This window comes from Streptomyces sp. BJ20, from assembly GCF_022869105.1.
Taxonomy (GTDB): Bacteria; Actinomycetota; Actinomycetes; order Streptomycetales; family Streptomycetaceae; genus Streptomyces; species Streptomyces griseoincarnatus.
Genome location: NZ_CP094918.1, coordinates 933,468 through 949,396, shown reverse-complemented (window position 1 = coordinate 949,396; position 15,929 = coordinate 933,468). Strand labels below are relative to the sequence as shown.

Here is a 15,929-nt window from a genome sequence, read left to right as displayed (position 1 = left end):
TTATGTCCTCCCCCTGCGGGCACTGAATTGTTAGGCTCGTGGTTTCGCCCGTCCCTGGGGGACCATCCTTCTGGGGAGGGCGATGCTTTGTATTCCCAGTACCTACGAGGAGCACCTGTGACCCAGACCAGCGAGAACGTCACCTGGCTGACCCAGGAGGCGTACAACAAGCTCAAGGACGAGCTTGAGTACCTTACTGGTCCCGCGCGCACGGAGATCGCCGCCAAGATCGCCGCCGCGCGTGAGGAGGGCGACCTGCGTGAGAACGGCGGGTACCACGCGGCCAAGGAGGAGCAGGGCAAGCAGGAGCTCCGGGTGCGCCAGCTCACCCAGCTTCTCGAGAACGCCAAGGTGGGCACGCCCCCGGCGACCGACGGCGAGGTGGCGCCCGGCATGGTCGTCACGATCGCCTTCGACGGTGACGAGGACGACACGCTGACCTTCCTGCTCGCCTCCCGCGAGTACGCGAGCTCCGAGATCGAGACCTACTCGCCGCAGTCCCCGCTGGGTTCCGGCGTGATGGGCCACAAGGTCGGCGAGGACGCGGAGTACGAGCTGCCGAACGGCAAGAAGGCCTCGGTGACGATCCTCAAGGCCGTGCCGTACGACGGCTGACCCGCCGCGCGCGAGTCCCCACGGGCCCCCGGCGCCCCGAGCGGCGCCGGGGGCTTCGTCATGCCGCCGCCGAGCGGTACTTGCGCACGGCCAGGGTGCGGAAGATCGCGATGATCAGCACCGAGTAGATCACCGACGCCCACACCGGGTGCTGCATCGGCCAGGCGTCCGAGGTGGAGACGCCCGGGTTGCCGAACAGCTCGCGGCACGCCTGGACGGTGGCGCTGAACGGGTTCCAGTCCGCGATGTGCCGCAGCCAGGGCGTCATGTTGCTGGAGTCGACGAAGGCGTTCGACACGAAGGTGACCGGGAACAGCCAGACCAGGCCGCCGGAGGTGGCCGCCTCGGGCGTGCGGACCGACAGGCCGATGACCGCGCCGATCCAGGTGAACGCGTACCCGGTGAGCAGCAGCAGGCCGAACGCGCCGAGCACCTCGCCGAAGCTGGTGTGCGTGCGCCAGCCGACCAGCAGGGCGACGACGGCGAGCACGAGCAGGGTGAGCGCCGTCTGCACCATGTCGGCGAGGGTGCGGCCGGTGAGCACCGCGCCGCGCGCCATCGGCAGGGAGCGGAAGCGGTCGATGAGCCCCTTGTGCATGTCCTCGGCGATGCCCGCGCCGGCCCCCGCCGTGGCGAAGGTGACGGTCTGGGCGAAGATGCCGGCCATCAGGAACTCGCGGTAGACCTGCGGGCTGGTGGAGCCGCCGATGTCCAGCGAGCCGCCGAACACGTACGAGAACAGCACCACGAACATGATCGGCTGGATCAGCCCGAAGATGACCACCTCGGGGATGCGGACCATGCGGATCAGGTTGCGCTTGGCGACGACCAGCGAGTCGCGGACGGAGCGGCTGAACGCGTTCCCGGGGGACGCGACCCGCACGGATTCGGTGACGGCACTCACTTCGCGGCCTCCTCGTCGTCGGACTGCGCGGACTCGGCGACATGGCCGGTGAGGGAGAGGAACACGTCGTCGAGGGTGGGGCGGCGCAGGCCGATGTCGTCGATCTCGATGCCCTCGGCGTCGAGCTCGCGGATGATCTCGGCGAGCAGCTTGGCCCCGCCGGAGACCGGCGTGGTGATCTTGCGCATGTGCTCCTCGACCGTGGTGTCGCCCTGGCCGATGCCGCGCAGGCTGTACTTGTCGAGGAGGGCGGCCGCGGTGCGGATGTGCTCGCGGTCGTGCACCACGACCTCGACGCGCTCGCCGCCGGTGCGGGCCTTGAGCTGGTCGGAGGTGCCCTGGGCGATGACCTTGCCCTGGTCGACGACCGCGATGTCGTGCGCCAGGTGGTCGGCCTCCTCCAGGTACTGCGTGGTGAGCAGCAGCGTGGTGCCGCCGGAGACGAGGTCCTTGATCACGTCCCAGAGCTGCTGGCGGTTGCGCGGGTCGAGTCCGGTCGTCGGCTCGTCCATGAACATCACGGGCGGGGAGACGACCAGGGCGGCGGCCAGGTCGAGGCGGCGGCGCATGCCGCCGGAGTAGGTCTTGGCCGTGCGGTCGGCCGCGTCCGCCAGGTGGAACTGCTCCAGCAGCTCGTCCGCGCGGGCCCGGGCGGCCTTGGCCCTCATCTGGTACAGCTGGCCGACCATCTGGAGGTTCTCCCGGCCGGTGAGGTACTCGTCGACGGCGGCGAACTGACCGGACAGACCGATCGAGCGGCGCACGGCGTCGGGGTGCTTCAGCACGTCGATCCCGGCGACGACGGCTCTGCCGCTGTCGGGACGCAGAAGCGTGGTGAGGCAGCGGACGGTGGTGGTCTTGCCCGCGCCGTTCGGCCCGAGCAGCCCCAGGACGGTCCCCTGCGGGACCTCGAGGTCGACGCCGTCCAGTGCCTTGACGTCTCCGAAGGTCTTCACCAGACCTTCGGCTTGGATGGCACCTGGCATATGAATCTCCACGTCATCGTGATTCTTCGGAAAAGCCTAGGTTCGTGTGCCTGCGTGTGCCGGGCGCCGCCCCGGGAGGAGGGCGGGGATCGCCGACGGTCACACCGTGACAGAGCACACACCATAACGCGATGTATCGCGTCTCTCAATGGGATTACCCGAAGGGGTGAAGCCGCGTCCGGCGTCAGCCCATGACCGTGTAACCCGCGTCGCGCAGGGCCTGCTGAACCTCGGCGCAGTGCGCCGGTCCCTTGGTCTCCAGGTGCAGCTCGACCTCCGCCTCCGTGAGTCCCAGCCGCGGGTCCGTCCGCACGTGGCTCACGTCGAGGACGTTAGCGTCGACCACTGACAACGCCCCCAGGAGCGAGGCCAGGGCGCCCGGCCGGTCTGTCAGGCGCAGTCGTACGGCCAGGTAGCGGCCCTGCGCCGCCATGCCGTGCCGCAGCACCCGCTCCATCAGCACCGGGTCCACGTTCCCGCCGGACAGCACCGCGACCACCGGTCCCTCGAAGGCCTCCGGCCGGCTCAGCAGCGCCGCGACCGGGCTCGCCCCGGCCGGCTCGACGACCAGCTTGGCCCGCTCCAGGCACAGCAGCAGCGCGGCCGACAGCTCGTCCTCGGTGACCGTGCACACCTCGTCCACCAGCTCGCCGACCAGCGCGAACGGCACGTCACCCGGCCGCCCCACCTTGATCCCGTCGGCCATCGTCACGGGGTGGTTCAACGACACCGGGCGCCCGGCGGCCAGCGACGGCGGGTAGGCGGCCGCGCCCTCCGCCTGCACGCCGACGATCCGCACGTCCGGCCGCAGCGACTTCACCGCGACCGCGATCCCGGCCGCCAGCCCTCCCCCGCCGACCCCGACGACGATCGTCCGCACCTCGGGGCACTGCTCCAGGATCTCCAGACCCACCGTGCCCTGCCCGGCGATGATGTCCGGGTGGTCGAAGGGGTGGATGAACACCGCGCCCGTCTCGCGCGCGTACTCCTGCGCCGCGGCCAGCGACTCGTCCACCACCTGCCCGTGCAGGCGGACCTCGGCGCCGTACTCCCGGGTCGCGCTGATCTTCGGCAGGGGGGCGCCCTTCGGCATGAACACCGTCGAGTGCACGCCGAGCAGCGACGAGGCCAGTGCCACTCCCTGCGCGTGGTTGCCCGCGCTCGCCGCGACGACCCCCGCGGCCCGCTCCTCGGGGAGCAGCCCGGCGATCCGCACGTACGCGCCGCGCAGCTTGAAGGAGCCGGTGCGCTGGAGGTTCTCGCACTTCAGCAGCACCGGCGCGCCCACCTGCGCGGACAGGTGCCGGCTGCCCTCCATCGCGGTCGTGCGGGCCACGCCGGAGAGCATCTTGTGAGCGCCGCGCACGTCGTCGAGGGTGACGGTGCGCAGACGGTCGGCCGTGCTGTAGCTCATGCCTCCAGCATCGCAGTTTCCACAGGGACGGCCCCGGTGTGACCAACCCGCGGACGACCGCTTTGCACAGCCCCGGTACGGTCCGCGCCCCGGCCGCGTACCCTGTCGTCCCATCAGCAGCCCATCACGAAGTGAGCCCCCCGCCATGCCCACTACACCTGAAATGTCGATGGACATGACGCCCGATCTGACCGCGGTCGGCGACACCGGTCTTCTCGACACTCTGCAGCACGAGGTGGCGCTCTTCGCCCGCCGCGCCGAACAGACCCGGCTCGGCGGGGTCGGCCAGGTGCGGAACTCCATGGACCGCGCCGCCTACCTGCTGCTCAACCGGCTGGACAAGGAAGGCCCGATGGGCGTCAAGGCCCTGGCCGCGAGCATGGGGATCGACTCCTCCACCGTCACCCGGCAGGTGGCGCCGCTCGTGGACACCGGCCTGGTCACGCGGACCTCGCACCCCGACGACGGCCGCGCCGTCGTGCTCCAGCTCTCCCCGCGCGGCCAGGCCCGCCTGGAGGAAGTACGCGCCTCCCGGCGGCAGTTGATGGCCGAGCTGACCGAGGACTGGGCGCCGGAGGAGCGGGAGGCGTTCTGCGCGCTGCTCACCCGGTTCAACGGCGCGCTGTCCGCCCGGATGGCCGGGCACGACCGCGGCGACTCCTGACCCGGCAGCGCTCCCGCAGCGTGCGCGCCTCTTGACCCGGGGCGCGCCCTGGCCTGATATGTGGAGGGGGACCTCGTCCGGCGCACGGCGCGGGGCGGCTCTCCGCGGGGGCTTCGGGAGGTGCGGGTGCGACCACGGCATGCGTGTGACGACGTCCGTCGCGCCCAGGAGTTCCGGGCGTACGTGGCGGGCGCGGGCGGACGGCTGCTGCACACCGCGACCCTGCTGACCGCCGAGCCCCGGGACGCCAACCCGCGCGCCCAGCGCCTGCTCACCCTGGCCCTGACCCGTACGTACGCCTGCTGGGACCGTCTGCACGGCGAGGACCCGTACGACCACACCCGGCGCTATCTGATGATCAGGTTCGCGCTCAGCACCCTGCGGTACGGCGGGCGGCTCCCCTTCCGGCCGCCGCCCGGCGGCCCGCTGGCCGGGCTGAGCCCGCAGGAGCGGCTGATCCTGGTGATGCGGCTGCACGAGGGCATCGGCGAGGACCAGACGGCGGCCCTGCTGGGCCTGCCGACGGAGCGCGTACGGGCCGTGCAGAACCGTGCGATGGCCGTCGTGCTGCGTCCCGCGCCCAGGCCCGCCCCCTCGCTGGGCCGCGCCGGCACGGTGCCGTCATGACCGGGGAGGGGGCGGCCGGTGAACCGTTCACACCGTGAGGAGCGGGTGCGGAGGCTGATGGTGGCGGGCCCGCCGGCGCTGCCGCCCGACCTCGCCGCGGAGGCGGTGCGGCGCGGTGCCCGTAAGCTCCGGCGCCGCACCTGCGCCCGGCGCGTGCTGTGGCTGCTGCTGTGCGCGGCGGCCGTGGTGTTCACGGTGTGGGCGCTGACCGCCCGGCCCTGGGTGGAGCCGCCGTCCGACACGACCCCACCCCTGACCGGCTGGTGACCGGGCCTTTCTCCGCTGTCCGGCAGCGTTCTAGCGGCCGAGTGCTTGCTGAAGGTCCTCGAGCAGGTCGTCGGCGTTCTCGATGCCGACGGACAGACGCACCAGGTCGGCCGGTACCTCCAGCTGCGAGCCGGCCACCGACGCGTGCGTCATCCGGCCCGGGTGCTCGATCAGCGACTCGACGCCGCCCAGGGACTCACCCAGGGTGAACACCTTCGCACGGTTGCAGACCTCGACGGCCGCCTGCTCGCCGCCCTCGACGCGGAAGGAGATCATGCCGCCGAAGGAACGCATCTGCTTGGCGGCGACCTCGTGACCGGGGTGGTCGGGCAGACCCGGGTACAGCACGCTCGTGACGCGCGGGTGGCGGGTGAGCATGTCGGCGACGCGGGTCGCGTTCTCGCTGTGGCGGTCCATGCGCACCGACAGCGTCTTGGTGCCGCGCAGCACCAGCCACGAGTCGAAGGGCCCGGCTACCGCGCCCATCGCGTTCTGGTGGAACGCGAGCTCCTCGCCCAGCTCCGCGTCGGCGGTGACCAGGGCGCCGCCGACGACGTCCGAGTGGCCGCCCATGTACTTGGTCAGGGAGTGCACGACGACGTCCGCGCCGAGCGCCAGCGGCTGCTGGAGGTACGGCGTGGCGAAGGTGTTGTCGACGACCAGCCGTGCGCCGGCGTCCCGCGCCACCTGGGCCACGGCGGCGATGTCGGTGATGCCGAGCAGCGGGTTGGAGGGGGTCTCCACCCAGACCACCTTGGTCTTCGGGGTGATCGCGGCCCGCACCGCCGCCGGGTCGGAGGTGTCGGCCACCGACCACTCCACGCCCCAGCGCGCCACGACCTTCGCGAACAGGCGGAACGTGCCGCCGTACGCGTCGTTCGGGATGACCACGTGGTCGCCGGGCGCGAGCAGCGTGCGCAACAGGCAGTCCTCGGCCGCCAGTCCGGACGCGAACGCGAGCCCGCGGCGGCCGCCCTCGAGGGCGGCCAGGTTCTCCTCCAGCGCGGTCCTGGTCGGGTTGGCGCTGCGGCTGTACTCGTAACCGCCGCGCAGGCCTCCGACGCCGTCCTGCTTGTAGGTGGACACCTGGTAGATCGGCGGGACGACCGCGCCCGTCAGGGGGTCGGCGGTGTTGCCCGCGTGGATCGCGAGCGTCTCGAAGTGCTGACTGATGTGCCTGTCGCTCATGCGCCCGAGGGTAGTGCGCGGAACGGTGTGATGACGTCCGCCGCCGGTCCGGGCGGGGCGAAGGGGCCTTTTCGGGCGGGCGCCGGGGTTTTTCCACAGGTACGGGCCACGGGTTGGCCATTCGGCCGCGCGGTCTGGTTCGCTTGTGACATGGAGATTCTGTGGGTTCTGATCGCCCTCCTCATGATCGGCTTCGTGCTGCTGCCGTTCCTGCGGCGCCGGCGCGGCGCCGTGGGTCTCGTCCCGGCCGGCCACCCGGACGCGGCGGACCCGGCGAACTACGGCTTCGCGCGCCAGGAGGAGCTGGACATCCGCATGCCCGGCCCCGACCAGGACCTGCTGGACGTCCTCGACGTGGTCCAGCGCACCCAGGACTACCGCGCGGCGCAGCAGCTGCTGGCGGGCACACCCGCGGACGGCGAGCAGCGCTGGCAGCGGGTGCAGGCGTTCGCGGGCGCCGCGTCCCTGGAGCTGGCGCAGCGGCCCGGCGGGGTCTCCGAGGCGCCGGGCGGCCAGTGGCTGCGGGTGTGGCGCTCGGAGATGCCCAAGGACGCGGGCGGCGCCGCGGTCCACGCGGAGTTCCTGGTGCAGCAGGCGTGGCGCACGGCCGCGCCCGGCTCGGACGAGTTCCGGATCATCATGGAGGAGGCGAAGGCGGCGTGCGGCGAGGCCGCCCTGCTGGCCCCCGGCGACCCGGTGCCGTACATCGTGGAGCTGTCCGTGGCGCGCGGACTCGGTTACTCGCAGCAGGAGTTCGAGCAGGTCTGGCTGAAGATCCTGGACCGCGCCCCGGCGCACATGGGCGCGCACCTGGCCGCGCTGCACTACTGGTGCGAGAAGTGGCACGGCTCTCGGCAGCAGGCGTACGACTTCGCGGAGGCCGCGGCGGCGCGGGCGCCCGAGGGGTCGCTGCTGGCCGCGATGCCGCTGTTCGCGGTGTTCGAGCACCTCCCGGAGGTGAATCTGGTCAGCGGGTTCTACCAGACCGAGGTCGTCTCCAAGGCGATACACGGCGCGCTGCACGCGGTGCACTCGGCCCGCCCGGACGACCCGATGCTCGCGCACGCACGGCACATGCTGATCTTCTTCCTGGTGCGCTCCGAGCGCTGGGCGGAGGCCATGGGCCAGCTCGTACACGTCGACGGGCACGTCGGCGCCCTGCCGTGGACGCTCTCCCCGGACCCGGCCGCCGAGTTCGCGGTGTACCGCGCCCTGGCGGTCGCCGGCTACGAGGCGAACGGCGGCAGCCCGGCCACGCTGCCGCACTGACGTCAACACCCGCGCGACGCCCCGGTGTTTGTCCGTATTTTGACCCGTCCGCACCCATATTCTTGACCCCTGCGAGGCCACAACGGGCCTCCGGTGGAGGAGTCGGGTGTGGCGAACGTGCGGGTCTACGAGCTGGCCAAGAAGGTCGGGGTCGACAGCGAGGTCGTCCTGGACAAGATGACCGAACTGGGCCACTTCGTGCGGTCGGCGTCGGCCACCGTGGAGGCGCCGGTGGTCCGGGAGCTGATCGACGCCCTGGGAGTCGTGCGGGAGACGGCCGCGTCCCTGCCCCGGGTGCCGCCGCCCGCGGCGCCGCCCGCCGGTTCGGTGCTGCGGCCGACGCACCACGAGTGGGACCCCACGTCCCGCTGGAAGCCGCTGCAGTCCTTCGACCCGCGCCGGGTCGGGCCGTACACGGTGCTGCGGCGGATCGGCAGCGGGTCGATGGGCCGGGTGTTCCTCGGGCGCACCCCGGCCGGGAGGCTGCTCGCCGTCAAGGTCGTCAAGGAGGAGCTGGCCGACGACCTGGAGTTCCGCGGGCGCTTCCAGCGTGAGGTGGCCGCCGCGCGGGGCGTGAACGGCTTCTACGCACCACCCGTCGTGGACGCGGACACCACCGGGGACATCCCCTGGCTGGCCACCGCGTACGTCTCGGCGCCGTCCCTGAAGGACCTCGTCGACGCGTGCGGGCCGCTGCCGCTGAGGGCGCTGCGCTGGGTGGCCGCACAGCTGGTCGAGGCGCTGCGCTCGGTGCACGCGGCGGACATCGTCCACCGCGACCTCAAGCCGTCCAACGTGCTGGTCGGCGTGGACGGCCTGCGCGTGATCGACTTCGGGCTCGCCCTGGCGGCGGCCGCCGCGGCCAGCAAGCTGACCGTCGCGCACACCACGCTGGGGACGCCCGCCTTCATGTCGCCCGAGCAGGCGCTGGACGCCCGGAAGGTGACGTCCGCGAGCGACGTGTACGCGCTGGGCGCGGTGCTGGTGTTCGCCGCGACCGGGCACAGCCCGTACCCGGGCAGCGACCCGGTGCGCACCATGCTCCGCATGCAGACCGAGGCGCCCGACCTGAGCGGGGTGCCGGAGGCCTTCGTGGACGTGGTCGCGCCCTGTCTGCGGCCGGCCCCGGACGGGCGCCCCGGTCTGGACGAACTGCTGGACCGCATCGTGCGGGACATGGAGCCGGGCCCGGACGGGCTGTACCGGCCCTCGGAGCTGCTGCCGCCGGCGGCCTTCGAGTTCCTCGGACTCCAGGACGTGTGACGAGCGGGGACGTGCCGAAGAACGGGACGTGTGATGAACGGAGCAGGAGTGCAGGAAGTCATCTACCTGTCCGACCGGAAACTCTCGCAGTTTCTGCCCGGACTGCGGTCCGCCTGGCCCCGGCAGCGGGTCAGCGTCTCCATGCCGTTCGGCGGGGTGGAGGTGGACCCGTCGCCCGGCCCCGCGTCCGACCTGTGGGGCAGGCATCTGCTGCGGGTGGTTCGCCGGGTCGAGGAGTCGGCGCGCTGGTACACGGAGGCGGGGGTGCGGCCGGGGCAGTGGATCGCCTTCGAGGCGCCGCTCAACTACTTCGTCCTGGACGGCGCCGACCCGACGATGGTGTTCTTCGCGGACGCCCCGGTGCCGGACCGCCCGGTCCGGCTGCTGCTGCACGGCTCGGTGGACCATCTGATCGCGGGTCCGCCGGCCCGCGTCACCGACGAGACCCGCCAGTCCGGCACGCTCGTGCGGAATCTGCTGGGCTCGGACGCCAGCGCGCCCGGCGCGCTGCTCGCCGCCCTCTCCGACGACCTCGGCACCGGTCCGGACGGCCGCCGCCCCTCCCTGGTCACCGCGCTCCACGCCCTGCTGGCCCGCATCGACGCTCAGACCCACCCGGAGACGGCGGCGACGATGCGCGGCTACGCCCGCGTCACCACGGGCTTCCCCGCCACGAAGCTGCCCGGCCTGCTGGTCGCGAGCCCTCTGTACGTGGAGTACACGGACGCGTGATGTCCAGGGTCACGGCGCTTCCCGGAGGAGGGGCGGGCGGCTCAGGCGGTCCAGGCGGCCGGCAGGGCGTCCAGGGACAGGCCCTCCTCCTCCGGTTCCTCCGCGTCGGGAGGGGCGGGCGCGTTCTCGGGCGCGTCGGGTCCTTCCTGCACCGGGGCCTCCTGGCGACGGCTGCGGCCGGGTGGGGCCGGTCGGTGGGCTGATCGTCACCGTGCCACCTTCCCGGGCCACGGCGCAGTAGTCCGTCCGGCACCGGGCCGTCGCGGCGGCACGGCCGCGACGGCACGGTGCGCGCGGACTCAGATCGTGGCCGTGTCGATCACGAAGCGGTAGCGGACGTCGCTGTTCTCGACGCGCTCGTAGGCCTCGTTGATCTCGGACGCGGCGATCAGCTCGATCTCCGCGCCGATGCCGTGCTCGGCGCAGAAGTCCAGCGTCTCCTGCGTCTCGGAGATGCCGCCGATCATCGAGCCGGCCAGCGACCGGCCGCCGCCGATCAGCGAGAACAGGTTCAGCGAGATCGGCTCCTCGGGGGCGCCCACGTTCGCCAGGGTGCCCTCGGGCTTGAGCAGCGACAGGTACGCGGCGAAGTCCAGCGGCGCCGACACCGTCGACACGATCAGGTCGAAGGAGCCGCGCAGCTCCTCGAAGGTCTTCGGGTCGCTGGTGGCGTGGTAGTGGTCGGCGCCGAGCCGCAGCCCGTCGTCCTTCTTGCGCAGGGACTGCGACAGCACCGTCACCTCGGCGCCCATCGCGTGCGCGATCTTCACGCCCATGTGGCCCAGGCCGCCCATGCCGACGATCGCGACCTTGCGGCCGGGGCCCGCACCGAAGCGCTTCAGCGGGGAGTACAGGGTGATGCCCGCGCACAGCAGCGGCGCGGCGACGTCGAGGGCGAGCCCGTCGGGGATGCGCACGACGAAGTTCTCGTCGACGACGACCTTCTCGGAGTAGCCGCCGTAGGTGGGCTCACCGTCCCGGCCGATGCCGTTGTAGGTCGGGGTCTGGCCGTTCAGGCAGTACTGCTCCTTGCCCGCCCGGCACATCTCGCACTCGCGGCAGGAGTCGACCATGCAGCCCACGCCCACCCGGTCGCCGACCTTGAACCGGGTCACGCCGGGGCCGACCTCGGAGACGACTCCCGCTATCTCGTGGCCGGGGACCATCGGGAAGATCGCCTCGCCCCAGCCCTCACGGACCTGGTGGATGTCCGAGTGGCAGATCCCGGCGAACTTGATGTCGATCAGCACGTCGTGCTCGCGGACGGCCCGCCGCTCGACGGTGGTGCGCTCCAGCGGTGCCTTGGCGGCGGGCGCGGCGTACGCGGCGACAGTGGTCATACGAAGGTTCTCCTCCTCGAAGGGTCGTGCGCCCGGGATCTCTCCTCCCGGGCCCGCACGGTGTCCAGCCTGCGACAACGGGCGGCGCGTACCCGGACTTCCCGGTTGCCTACGCACGCTGTGCCTACCACTGGCGGGGACAGGCACGAGGTGCGTACGAACGGGCACCATGGACCTATGGACGAGCACAGGGACGACCCGGCCGGCGTGCGGGGCGGCCTGGACCCGCGTGCCGAGCTGAGCGAGTTCCTGCGCACGCGGCGGGCCCGGCTGAAGCCGCGGGACGTGGGGCTGCCGGACCTCGGACGGCACCGCAGGGTGCCCGGTCTGCGCCGGGAGGAGCTGGCGCAGCTCGCCGGGGTGTCCGTGGCGTACTACACACGTCTGGAGCAGGGCAACGGGCGCAACGTGTCGGCGGAGGTCCTCGACGCGATCGCCCGCGCGCTGCGGCTGAGCGACGCCGAGCACACGCATCTGACGCATCTCGCCCGGCCGGGCCGGCGCCGCAGGCCCCCGGAGCCCCGCAGCCGTCAGACCCGTCCGGCGCTGCGGCAGCTGCTGGAGGCGATGGAGACGGTGCCGGCGTACGTGGTGGGCCGGCGCTCGGAGATCCTCGCCTGGAACCGGATGGCGACGGCGGTCTTCGGCGACTGGGGCGCGCTGCCGCCGCAGGAGCGCAACTGGGCGCGGATGGTCTTCCTCGACCCCGCGCAGCGCGAGCTGTTCGTGGAGTGGGAGCAGAAGGCCTGCGACATGGTCGCCTATCTGCGCATGGACGCGGGACGACACCCGGACGACCCCGCGCTGTCCGCCCTGGTGGGCGAACTGTCCGTGAAGAGCGAGGAGTTCCGCACGCTGTGGGCGCGGCACGACGTCAAGGAGAAGAGCCACGGCGTGAAGCGGCTGCGGCACCCGCTGGTCGGTGAGCTGACGCTGCTGTGGGAGTCGCTCCGCCCGGCCGGGGAGGCCGAGCAGTCGCTGGTGACGTACTGCGCGGAGGCCGGGTCGCCGTCGGCCGAGGCGCTGCGCCTGCTGGGCAGCTGGAACGCGCACGCGCCGGCGGACGGGCCGCGGACACCGGCCGCCTGAGAGGCGGGACGGGCAGGGAAACGGCAACGGCCCGCCGGAGGCAGGCGCCTCCGGCGGGCCGTCACCGGTCGCGGACTACTTGCCGTAGTAGGCGTTGTGGACCGTGATCAGGGACGCGTTGCCCTTCTTGTCGGTGATCTTGGCGCGGAAGGAGACCGCCTTCCCCTTCGCGGGGTTCTTGACGGTGATCCTGCCCTTCGTGACCGTGGTCTTCTTCCAGGTCTTGCCGCCGTTGTAGGAGACGTGGACCGCCAGGGACTTGAGGTTCTTGCCCCGGGCGGCGCCTTCCACGACGACCGGGAAGGTGGCCTTCTTGCCGGCCGGGACCTTGCTGTCCAGCCCGGTGACCGCGGCGAACCGGGCCGAGGAGACGGGCAGCTGCTTCTCGCCCGACGTCTTCTTGGAGCGGAAGGTCCAGCTCGCGTCGATGCGGGTGGACGCGGCGGCGACCTTGGCGCTCCGCCTGACCGAGGTGGTCAGCCGGTAGGCGGCGTCACCGGACGGGACGGTGAAGCCCTCCTCGCCGAACAGCGGGTCGTTGTTGGAGCCGACCTTCTTGCCGTTGCGGTAGAGGGTCGTGACGGCGGACGAGAAGTCCGAGGAGCCCGCGTGCCCCTTGCCGTCCGCGAACAGCGGAATCAGGCCGTAGATGCTGTTGCCGTCGCGGAAGACGCCGTAGGACGAGGTGAGACGCGGGCCGAAGACGGCCGTGTTCACGGTCTCCTTGTAGGTCTTGCCGCCCTTGTAGGTCCTGCCGGCGCCGATGCTGTAGCCGGCTTCGTAGACGGGCCAGCCCTCCTCGTCGACCCCGCCGAGCTGCTCGAAGTCGAGGTCCCACGTCACGCCGTTGACCGTGGACAGGTACAGCGTGCGGGTGCTGGGCAGCTTCTGCTCCTGGGAGAAGCCGGTCGCGCCCGAGCCGCCTGGCAGCCAGCCGAACGCGCCGACGGCGCCCTTCTTGCCGCTCGCCGCGGCGCCCATGCCGACCTGGACGGTGGCGAACTCCTTGGCCTTGAAGGCGCGGGTGTAACCGGTGGCGACCTTCTTCACCTTGCCGCCGCTGACGGCGCTGTACTGCGCCTTGGCGCCGTTGCTGAAGTGGGCGTTCCACTGCTGGCTCAGCGTGCCGTTCGTGATCTGCGGGCCGAGGTGCGCGGTGCGGAAGCCGCTGAAGCTGTCCAGCCACCAGCCGTAGGAGACCGCGCCGTCGTTCGTCTCGATCGTGAAGTCGGTCGCGGCGAACTGCGCCTTGGCGCCCTTGCCCGGCACGGTCACCTTGACCGGCTTGGCCTTGCGGGCGTCCAGCGTCACCGATGTGTTCCTGGTGACGTCCAGCCTGGGCTGCGCGAGCCAGTCGGCGCCCCGCCACTTCTCCGGGTCGGCGCCCACGAACACGCTGGCGTCCAGGACGTAACCGCCCTTGGGCACGCGCACGCTGACCGTGCCGTCGGCCTCGTACGGCGCGTACGACCGGTCCTTGCCGAGGCCGGTGAGGCCCGACAGGTACGCCGAGTAGTTCGCGGTGGCCTTGCCGGAGCGGTCGAGGACCTTCAGCGTGACGGTGTAGGACTCGACCTCGCGCTCCACCGCGGCGGCGGTGCGCACGCTCTGGCCGGCGCCGGTGGCGACCACGTACGCCGAGTACGTGCCGTCGACCGTGCCGCCGAGGCGGGTGTCCGCGGTGACGTCCACGGAGGCCGTGCCGTTCGCCGGGACGGTCAGGGTGGAGGCGCCGAGGGTGAAGAAGCCGGCCGGGGCGGCCTTGCCGTTCGGGCCGGTCGCGGTCGACGTCAGCTTCAGCGTGACGTCCTCTGTGCCGAGGTTGCGGTAGGTGAGCTTCTTGGTGACCGGCTTGTCGTCGGCGTGCGGCCACTGCTGCACGCCGAAGCTCAGCGACACCGGCTCCGCGATCACGGTCTGCGCGATCGCCTTGTCCACCTGGACACGTCCCGAGCCCTGCTCGAACGGGGTGTACTTGCCGTCCTTGGTGGAGGCGGTCAGCGCGCCCTTCAGCTCCGTGTACTTCCACTCCGGGTGCTGTTGCTTGAGCAGCGCGGCGGCGCCCGCGACGTGCGGGGTGGCCATCGAGGTGCCGGAGATGGTCATGTAGCCGGCCGGCTTCTCGCCGACCTCCTTGGCGATCTCGTTGCCCTTCGCCGAGGCGGCCGTGATGTCCACGCCGGGGGCGGTGACGTCCGGCTTGACGGCGCCGTCGCCGAGGCGCGGGCCGGTGGAGGAGAACTCGGCGAGCTTGTCCTTGTCGTCGACGGCGCCGACGGTGAGGGCCGATTCCGCGCTGCCCGGCGAGCCGATCGACTGCGGGCCCTCGTTGCCCGCCGCGATGGCGAACAGGATGCCCTTCTCGGCGGACAGCTTGTCGACCGCCGCCTCCAGCGGGTCGGTCTCCGGGGTGTCCATGCCGCCGAGGCTCATGTTGACGATGTCGGCGCCCTGGGCGGCCGCCCACTCCATGCCGGCGAGGATCCCGGAGTCGTCGCCGAAGCCCGAGTCGTCGAGGACCTTGCCGTTGAGGATCTTCGCGCCGGGCGCGACACCCTTGTACTTGCCCTTGGACTGTGCGCCCGTGCCGGCCGCGATGGACGCGACGTGGGTACCGTGGCCGACCACGTCACCGGTGCCGGGCGCGGAGGTGAAGTTCTTGGCCGCGGTCACCTGGCCCTTGAGGTCCGGGTGGGCCGCGTCCACACCGGTGTCCAGGACGGCGATCTTGACGCCCTTGCCGTCGTAGCCGGCCTCCCACGCCTTCGGGGTGCCGATCTGTCCGACCGAGGTGTCCAGGGACGCCTTGCGGACGCCGTCCAGCCAGACGCGGGCGACACCGGAGGCGGTGCGGTCGCCGTCGGTGACGGCCTCCCACAGTTCGGCCGTGGCCTCGCGCGGCGTCTGCACCGCGTCAGCGTTCAGGGACGTCAGCGCCCGGCGGACCGTGCCCGCGTCGCGGACGTCGGCCTTGGCGGTCTTCGCGGCGCCCCGGTAGCCGACGATGACCTGCAGACCGCCGCGGTGCGCGGTGCGGGTCGCCGCCTTGTTCAACTCGGTGACGTCGAAGAGACGCTGGTCCAGCTTGCCGGTCGCGACCAGCCGCGCGGCGTCGGCCGGGACGACCAGCGTGCGGCCGTCGCTGCGGCGGATCTGGACGGGTATGTTCTCCCGGCCCTCGGCCGGCTCCAGGCCCACGACGCGGCCCTTGGCGTCCAGTGCGACCCGGTCACCGGTGATGAGGGTGACCCGGTGCTTCCCCTTGAGCGCGGCCGCGTCGGCGGACGAGCCGGCGGCCGTGCCGCCCTCCCCGTTCGCCGACGCGGGGCCGGCCATGCCCGCCGCGAGCGCCACAGCGGTCGCCGTGGCGATCGTGGCCGCGCATGCTCTTTTGACTTGTCTGCGCAAGGTTCCCCCTAGCGAGATCTCCGGGCGGCAGAAGTGTCACCCGGCCGGGGGTGGTCTCGTACGCCTGCGCGCACCCCCCGGTGCTCGGAGTATGCCGACCGGTGATCAAGCGGCTCAAGGGGGATCGGGAGTGGTCGCGAAGTCGCCGGGTGACTGTGATGTG

Annotated in this window: 14 protein-coding genes; 8 read left to right on the top strand and 6 right to left on the bottom strand. The window is 72.1% G+C overall.

Annotation, left to right across the window (positions count from 1 at the left end; all coding sequences use genetic code 11):
* Positions 1 to 117: 117 nt before the first annotated feature.
* Complete coding sequence (greA, locus tag MTR79_RS04485; protein WP_086703177.1) at positions 118 to 615, top strand: transcription elongation factor GreA; 498 nt, start codon at positions 118 to 120, stop codon at positions 613 to 615.
* Positions 616 to 673: 58 nt separating this feature from the next.
* On the opposite strand, the gene MTR79_RS04480 is transcribed toward greA, so the two are convergent.
* The 3 genes from MTR79_RS04480 to ilvA form a co-directional block, all read right to left on the bottom strand.
* Positions 674 to 1,519, bottom strand: a complete 846-nt coding sequence (locus MTR79_RS04480) for an ABC transporter permease (protein WP_086703175.1) — start codon at positions 1,517 to 1,519, stop codon at positions 674 to 676.
* Entirely contained in the window at positions 1,516 to 2,505 is a 990-nt protein-coding gene (locus tag MTR79_RS04475; protein ID WP_086703174.1) for an ATP-binding cassette domain-containing protein, read from the bottom strand. The genes MTR79_RS04480 and MTR79_RS04475 overlap by 4 nt, the downstream gene beginning before the upstream one ends.
* A 184-nt stretch (positions 2,506 to 2,689) precedes the next feature.
* Entirely contained in the window at positions 2,690 to 3,919 is a 1,230-nt protein-coding gene (gene ilvA / locus MTR79_RS04470; protein WP_189366621.1) for a threonine ammonia-lyase, read from the bottom strand.
* 145 nt (positions 3,920 to 4,064) lie between these two features.
* Between ilvA and MTR79_RS04465 the strand changes: the two genes are divergently transcribed.
* From MTR79_RS04465 to MTR79_RS04455, 3 genes are all read left to right on the top strand, one after another.
* Entirely contained in the window at positions 4,065 to 4,583 is a 519-nt protein-coding gene (locus MTR79_RS04465) for a MarR family transcriptional regulator (protein WP_231628093.1), read from the top strand.
* 126 nt (positions 4,584 to 4,709) lie between these two features.
* A complete protein-coding gene (locus MTR79_RS04460) occupies positions 4,710 to 5,210 on the top strand; it encodes a sigma factor-like helix-turn-helix DNA-binding protein (protein ID WP_086703171.1) in 501 nt (166 codons plus the stop codon).
* Positions 5,211 to 5,228: 18 nt separating this feature from the next.
* A complete protein-coding gene (locus tag MTR79_RS04455; RefSeq protein ID WP_086703169.1) occupies positions 5,229 to 5,477 on the top strand; it encodes a hypothetical protein in 249 nt (82 codons plus the stop codon).
* A 30-nt stretch (positions 5,478 to 5,507) separates the two neighbouring features.
* On the opposite strand, the gene MTR79_RS04450 is transcribed toward MTR79_RS04455, so the two are convergent.
* Positions 5,508 to 6,665: a cystathionine gamma-synthase gene (locus MTR79_RS04450; RefSeq protein ID WP_189366620.1), complete on the bottom strand. Its 1,158-nt coding sequence runs from the start codon at positions 6,663 to 6,665 to the stop codon at positions 5,508 to 5,510.
* A 150-nt stretch (positions 6,666 to 6,815) separates the two neighbouring features.
* Between MTR79_RS04450 and MTR79_RS04445 the strand changes: the two genes are divergently transcribed.
* The 3 genes from MTR79_RS04445 to MTR79_RS04435 all read left to right on the top strand — a co-directional run bounded on the left by MTR79_RS04445 (position 6,816) and on the right by MTR79_RS04435 (position 9,929).
* Positions 6,816 to 7,934, top strand: a complete 1,119-nt coding sequence (locus MTR79_RS04445) for a hypothetical protein (RefSeq protein WP_086703166.1) — start codon at positions 6,816 to 6,818, stop codon at positions 7,932 to 7,934.
* A 108-nt stretch (positions 7,935 to 8,042) separates the two neighbouring features.
* Positions 8,043 to 9,197 (top strand): translation initiation factor IF-2 N-terminal domain-containing protein, encoded by a 1,155-nt coding sequence (locus MTR79_RS04440; RefSeq protein ID WP_244789230.1) that lies wholly within the window; start codon positions 8,043 to 8,045, stop codon positions 9,195 to 9,197.
* A gap of 33 nt (positions 9,198 to 9,230) precedes the next feature.
* On the top strand, positions 9,231 to 9,929 hold the full coding sequence (locus MTR79_RS04435; protein ID WP_244789228.1) for an SAVMC3_10250 family protein: 699 nt from the start codon (positions 9,231 to 9,233) through the stop codon (positions 9,927 to 9,929).
* Positions 9,930 to 10,228: 299 nt separating this feature from the next.
* Here the strand turns inward: MTR79_RS04435 and MTR79_RS04430 are convergent, their stop codons facing one another.
* Positions 10,229 to 11,269 (bottom strand): NAD(P)-dependent alcohol dehydrogenase, encoded by a 1,041-nt coding sequence (locus tag MTR79_RS04430; RefSeq protein ID WP_175447728.1) that lies wholly within the window; start codon positions 11,267 to 11,269, stop codon positions 10,229 to 10,231.
* A 177-nt stretch (positions 11,270 to 11,446) separates the two neighbouring features.
* On the opposite strand from MTR79_RS04430, the gene MTR79_RS04425 reads away from it, so the two are divergent.
* A complete protein-coding gene (locus tag MTR79_RS04425) occupies positions 11,447 to 12,358 on the top strand; it encodes a helix-turn-helix transcriptional regulator (RefSeq protein ID WP_244789226.1) in 912 nt (303 codons plus the stop codon).
* Between the two features lie 75 nt (positions 12,359 to 12,433).
* On the opposite strand, the gene MTR79_RS04420 is transcribed toward MTR79_RS04425, so the two are convergent.
* Entirely contained in the window at positions 12,434 to 15,766 is a 3,333-nt protein-coding gene (locus MTR79_RS04420; protein WP_244789224.1) for a S8 family serine peptidase, read from the bottom strand.
* Between the last annotated feature and the right edge of the window lie 163 nt (positions 15,767 to 15,929).

What these genes read in the sequence shown, in the direction of transcription:
- ilvA (WP_189366621.1), bottom strand. Translation starts at nt 3,919, where the DNA reads ATGAGCTACAGCACGGCCGACCGTCTGCGCACCGTCACCCTCGACGAC.
- MTR79_RS04465 (WP_231628093.1), top strand. Translation starts at nt 4,065, where the DNA reads ATGCCCACTACACCTGAAATGTCGATGGACATGACGCCCGATCTGACC.
- MTR79_RS04445 (WP_086703166.1), top strand. Translation starts at nt 6,816, where the DNA reads ATGGAGATTCTGTGGGTTCTGATCGCCCTCCTCATGATCGGCTTCGTG.
- MTR79_RS04475 (WP_086703174.1), bottom strand. Translation starts at nt 2,505, where the DNA reads ATGCCAGGTGCCATCCAAGCCGAAGGTCTGGTGAAGACCTTCGGAGAC.
- MTR79_RS04435 (WP_244789228.1), top strand. Translation starts at nt 9,231, where the DNA reads ATGAACGGAGCAGGAGTGCAGGAAGTCATCTACCTGTCCGACCGGAAA.
- MTR79_RS04450 (WP_189366620.1), bottom strand. Translation starts at nt 6,665, where the DNA reads ATGAGCGACAGGCACATCAGTCAGCACTTCGAGACGCTCGCGATCCAC.
- MTR79_RS04425 (WP_244789226.1), top strand. Translation starts at nt 11,447, where the DNA reads ATGGACGAGCACAGGGACGACCCGGCCGGCGTGCGGGGCGGCCTGGAC.
- MTR79_RS04430 (WP_175447728.1), bottom strand. Translation starts at nt 11,269, where the DNA reads ATGACCACTGTCGCCGCGTACGCCGCGCCCGCCGCCAAGGCACCGCTG.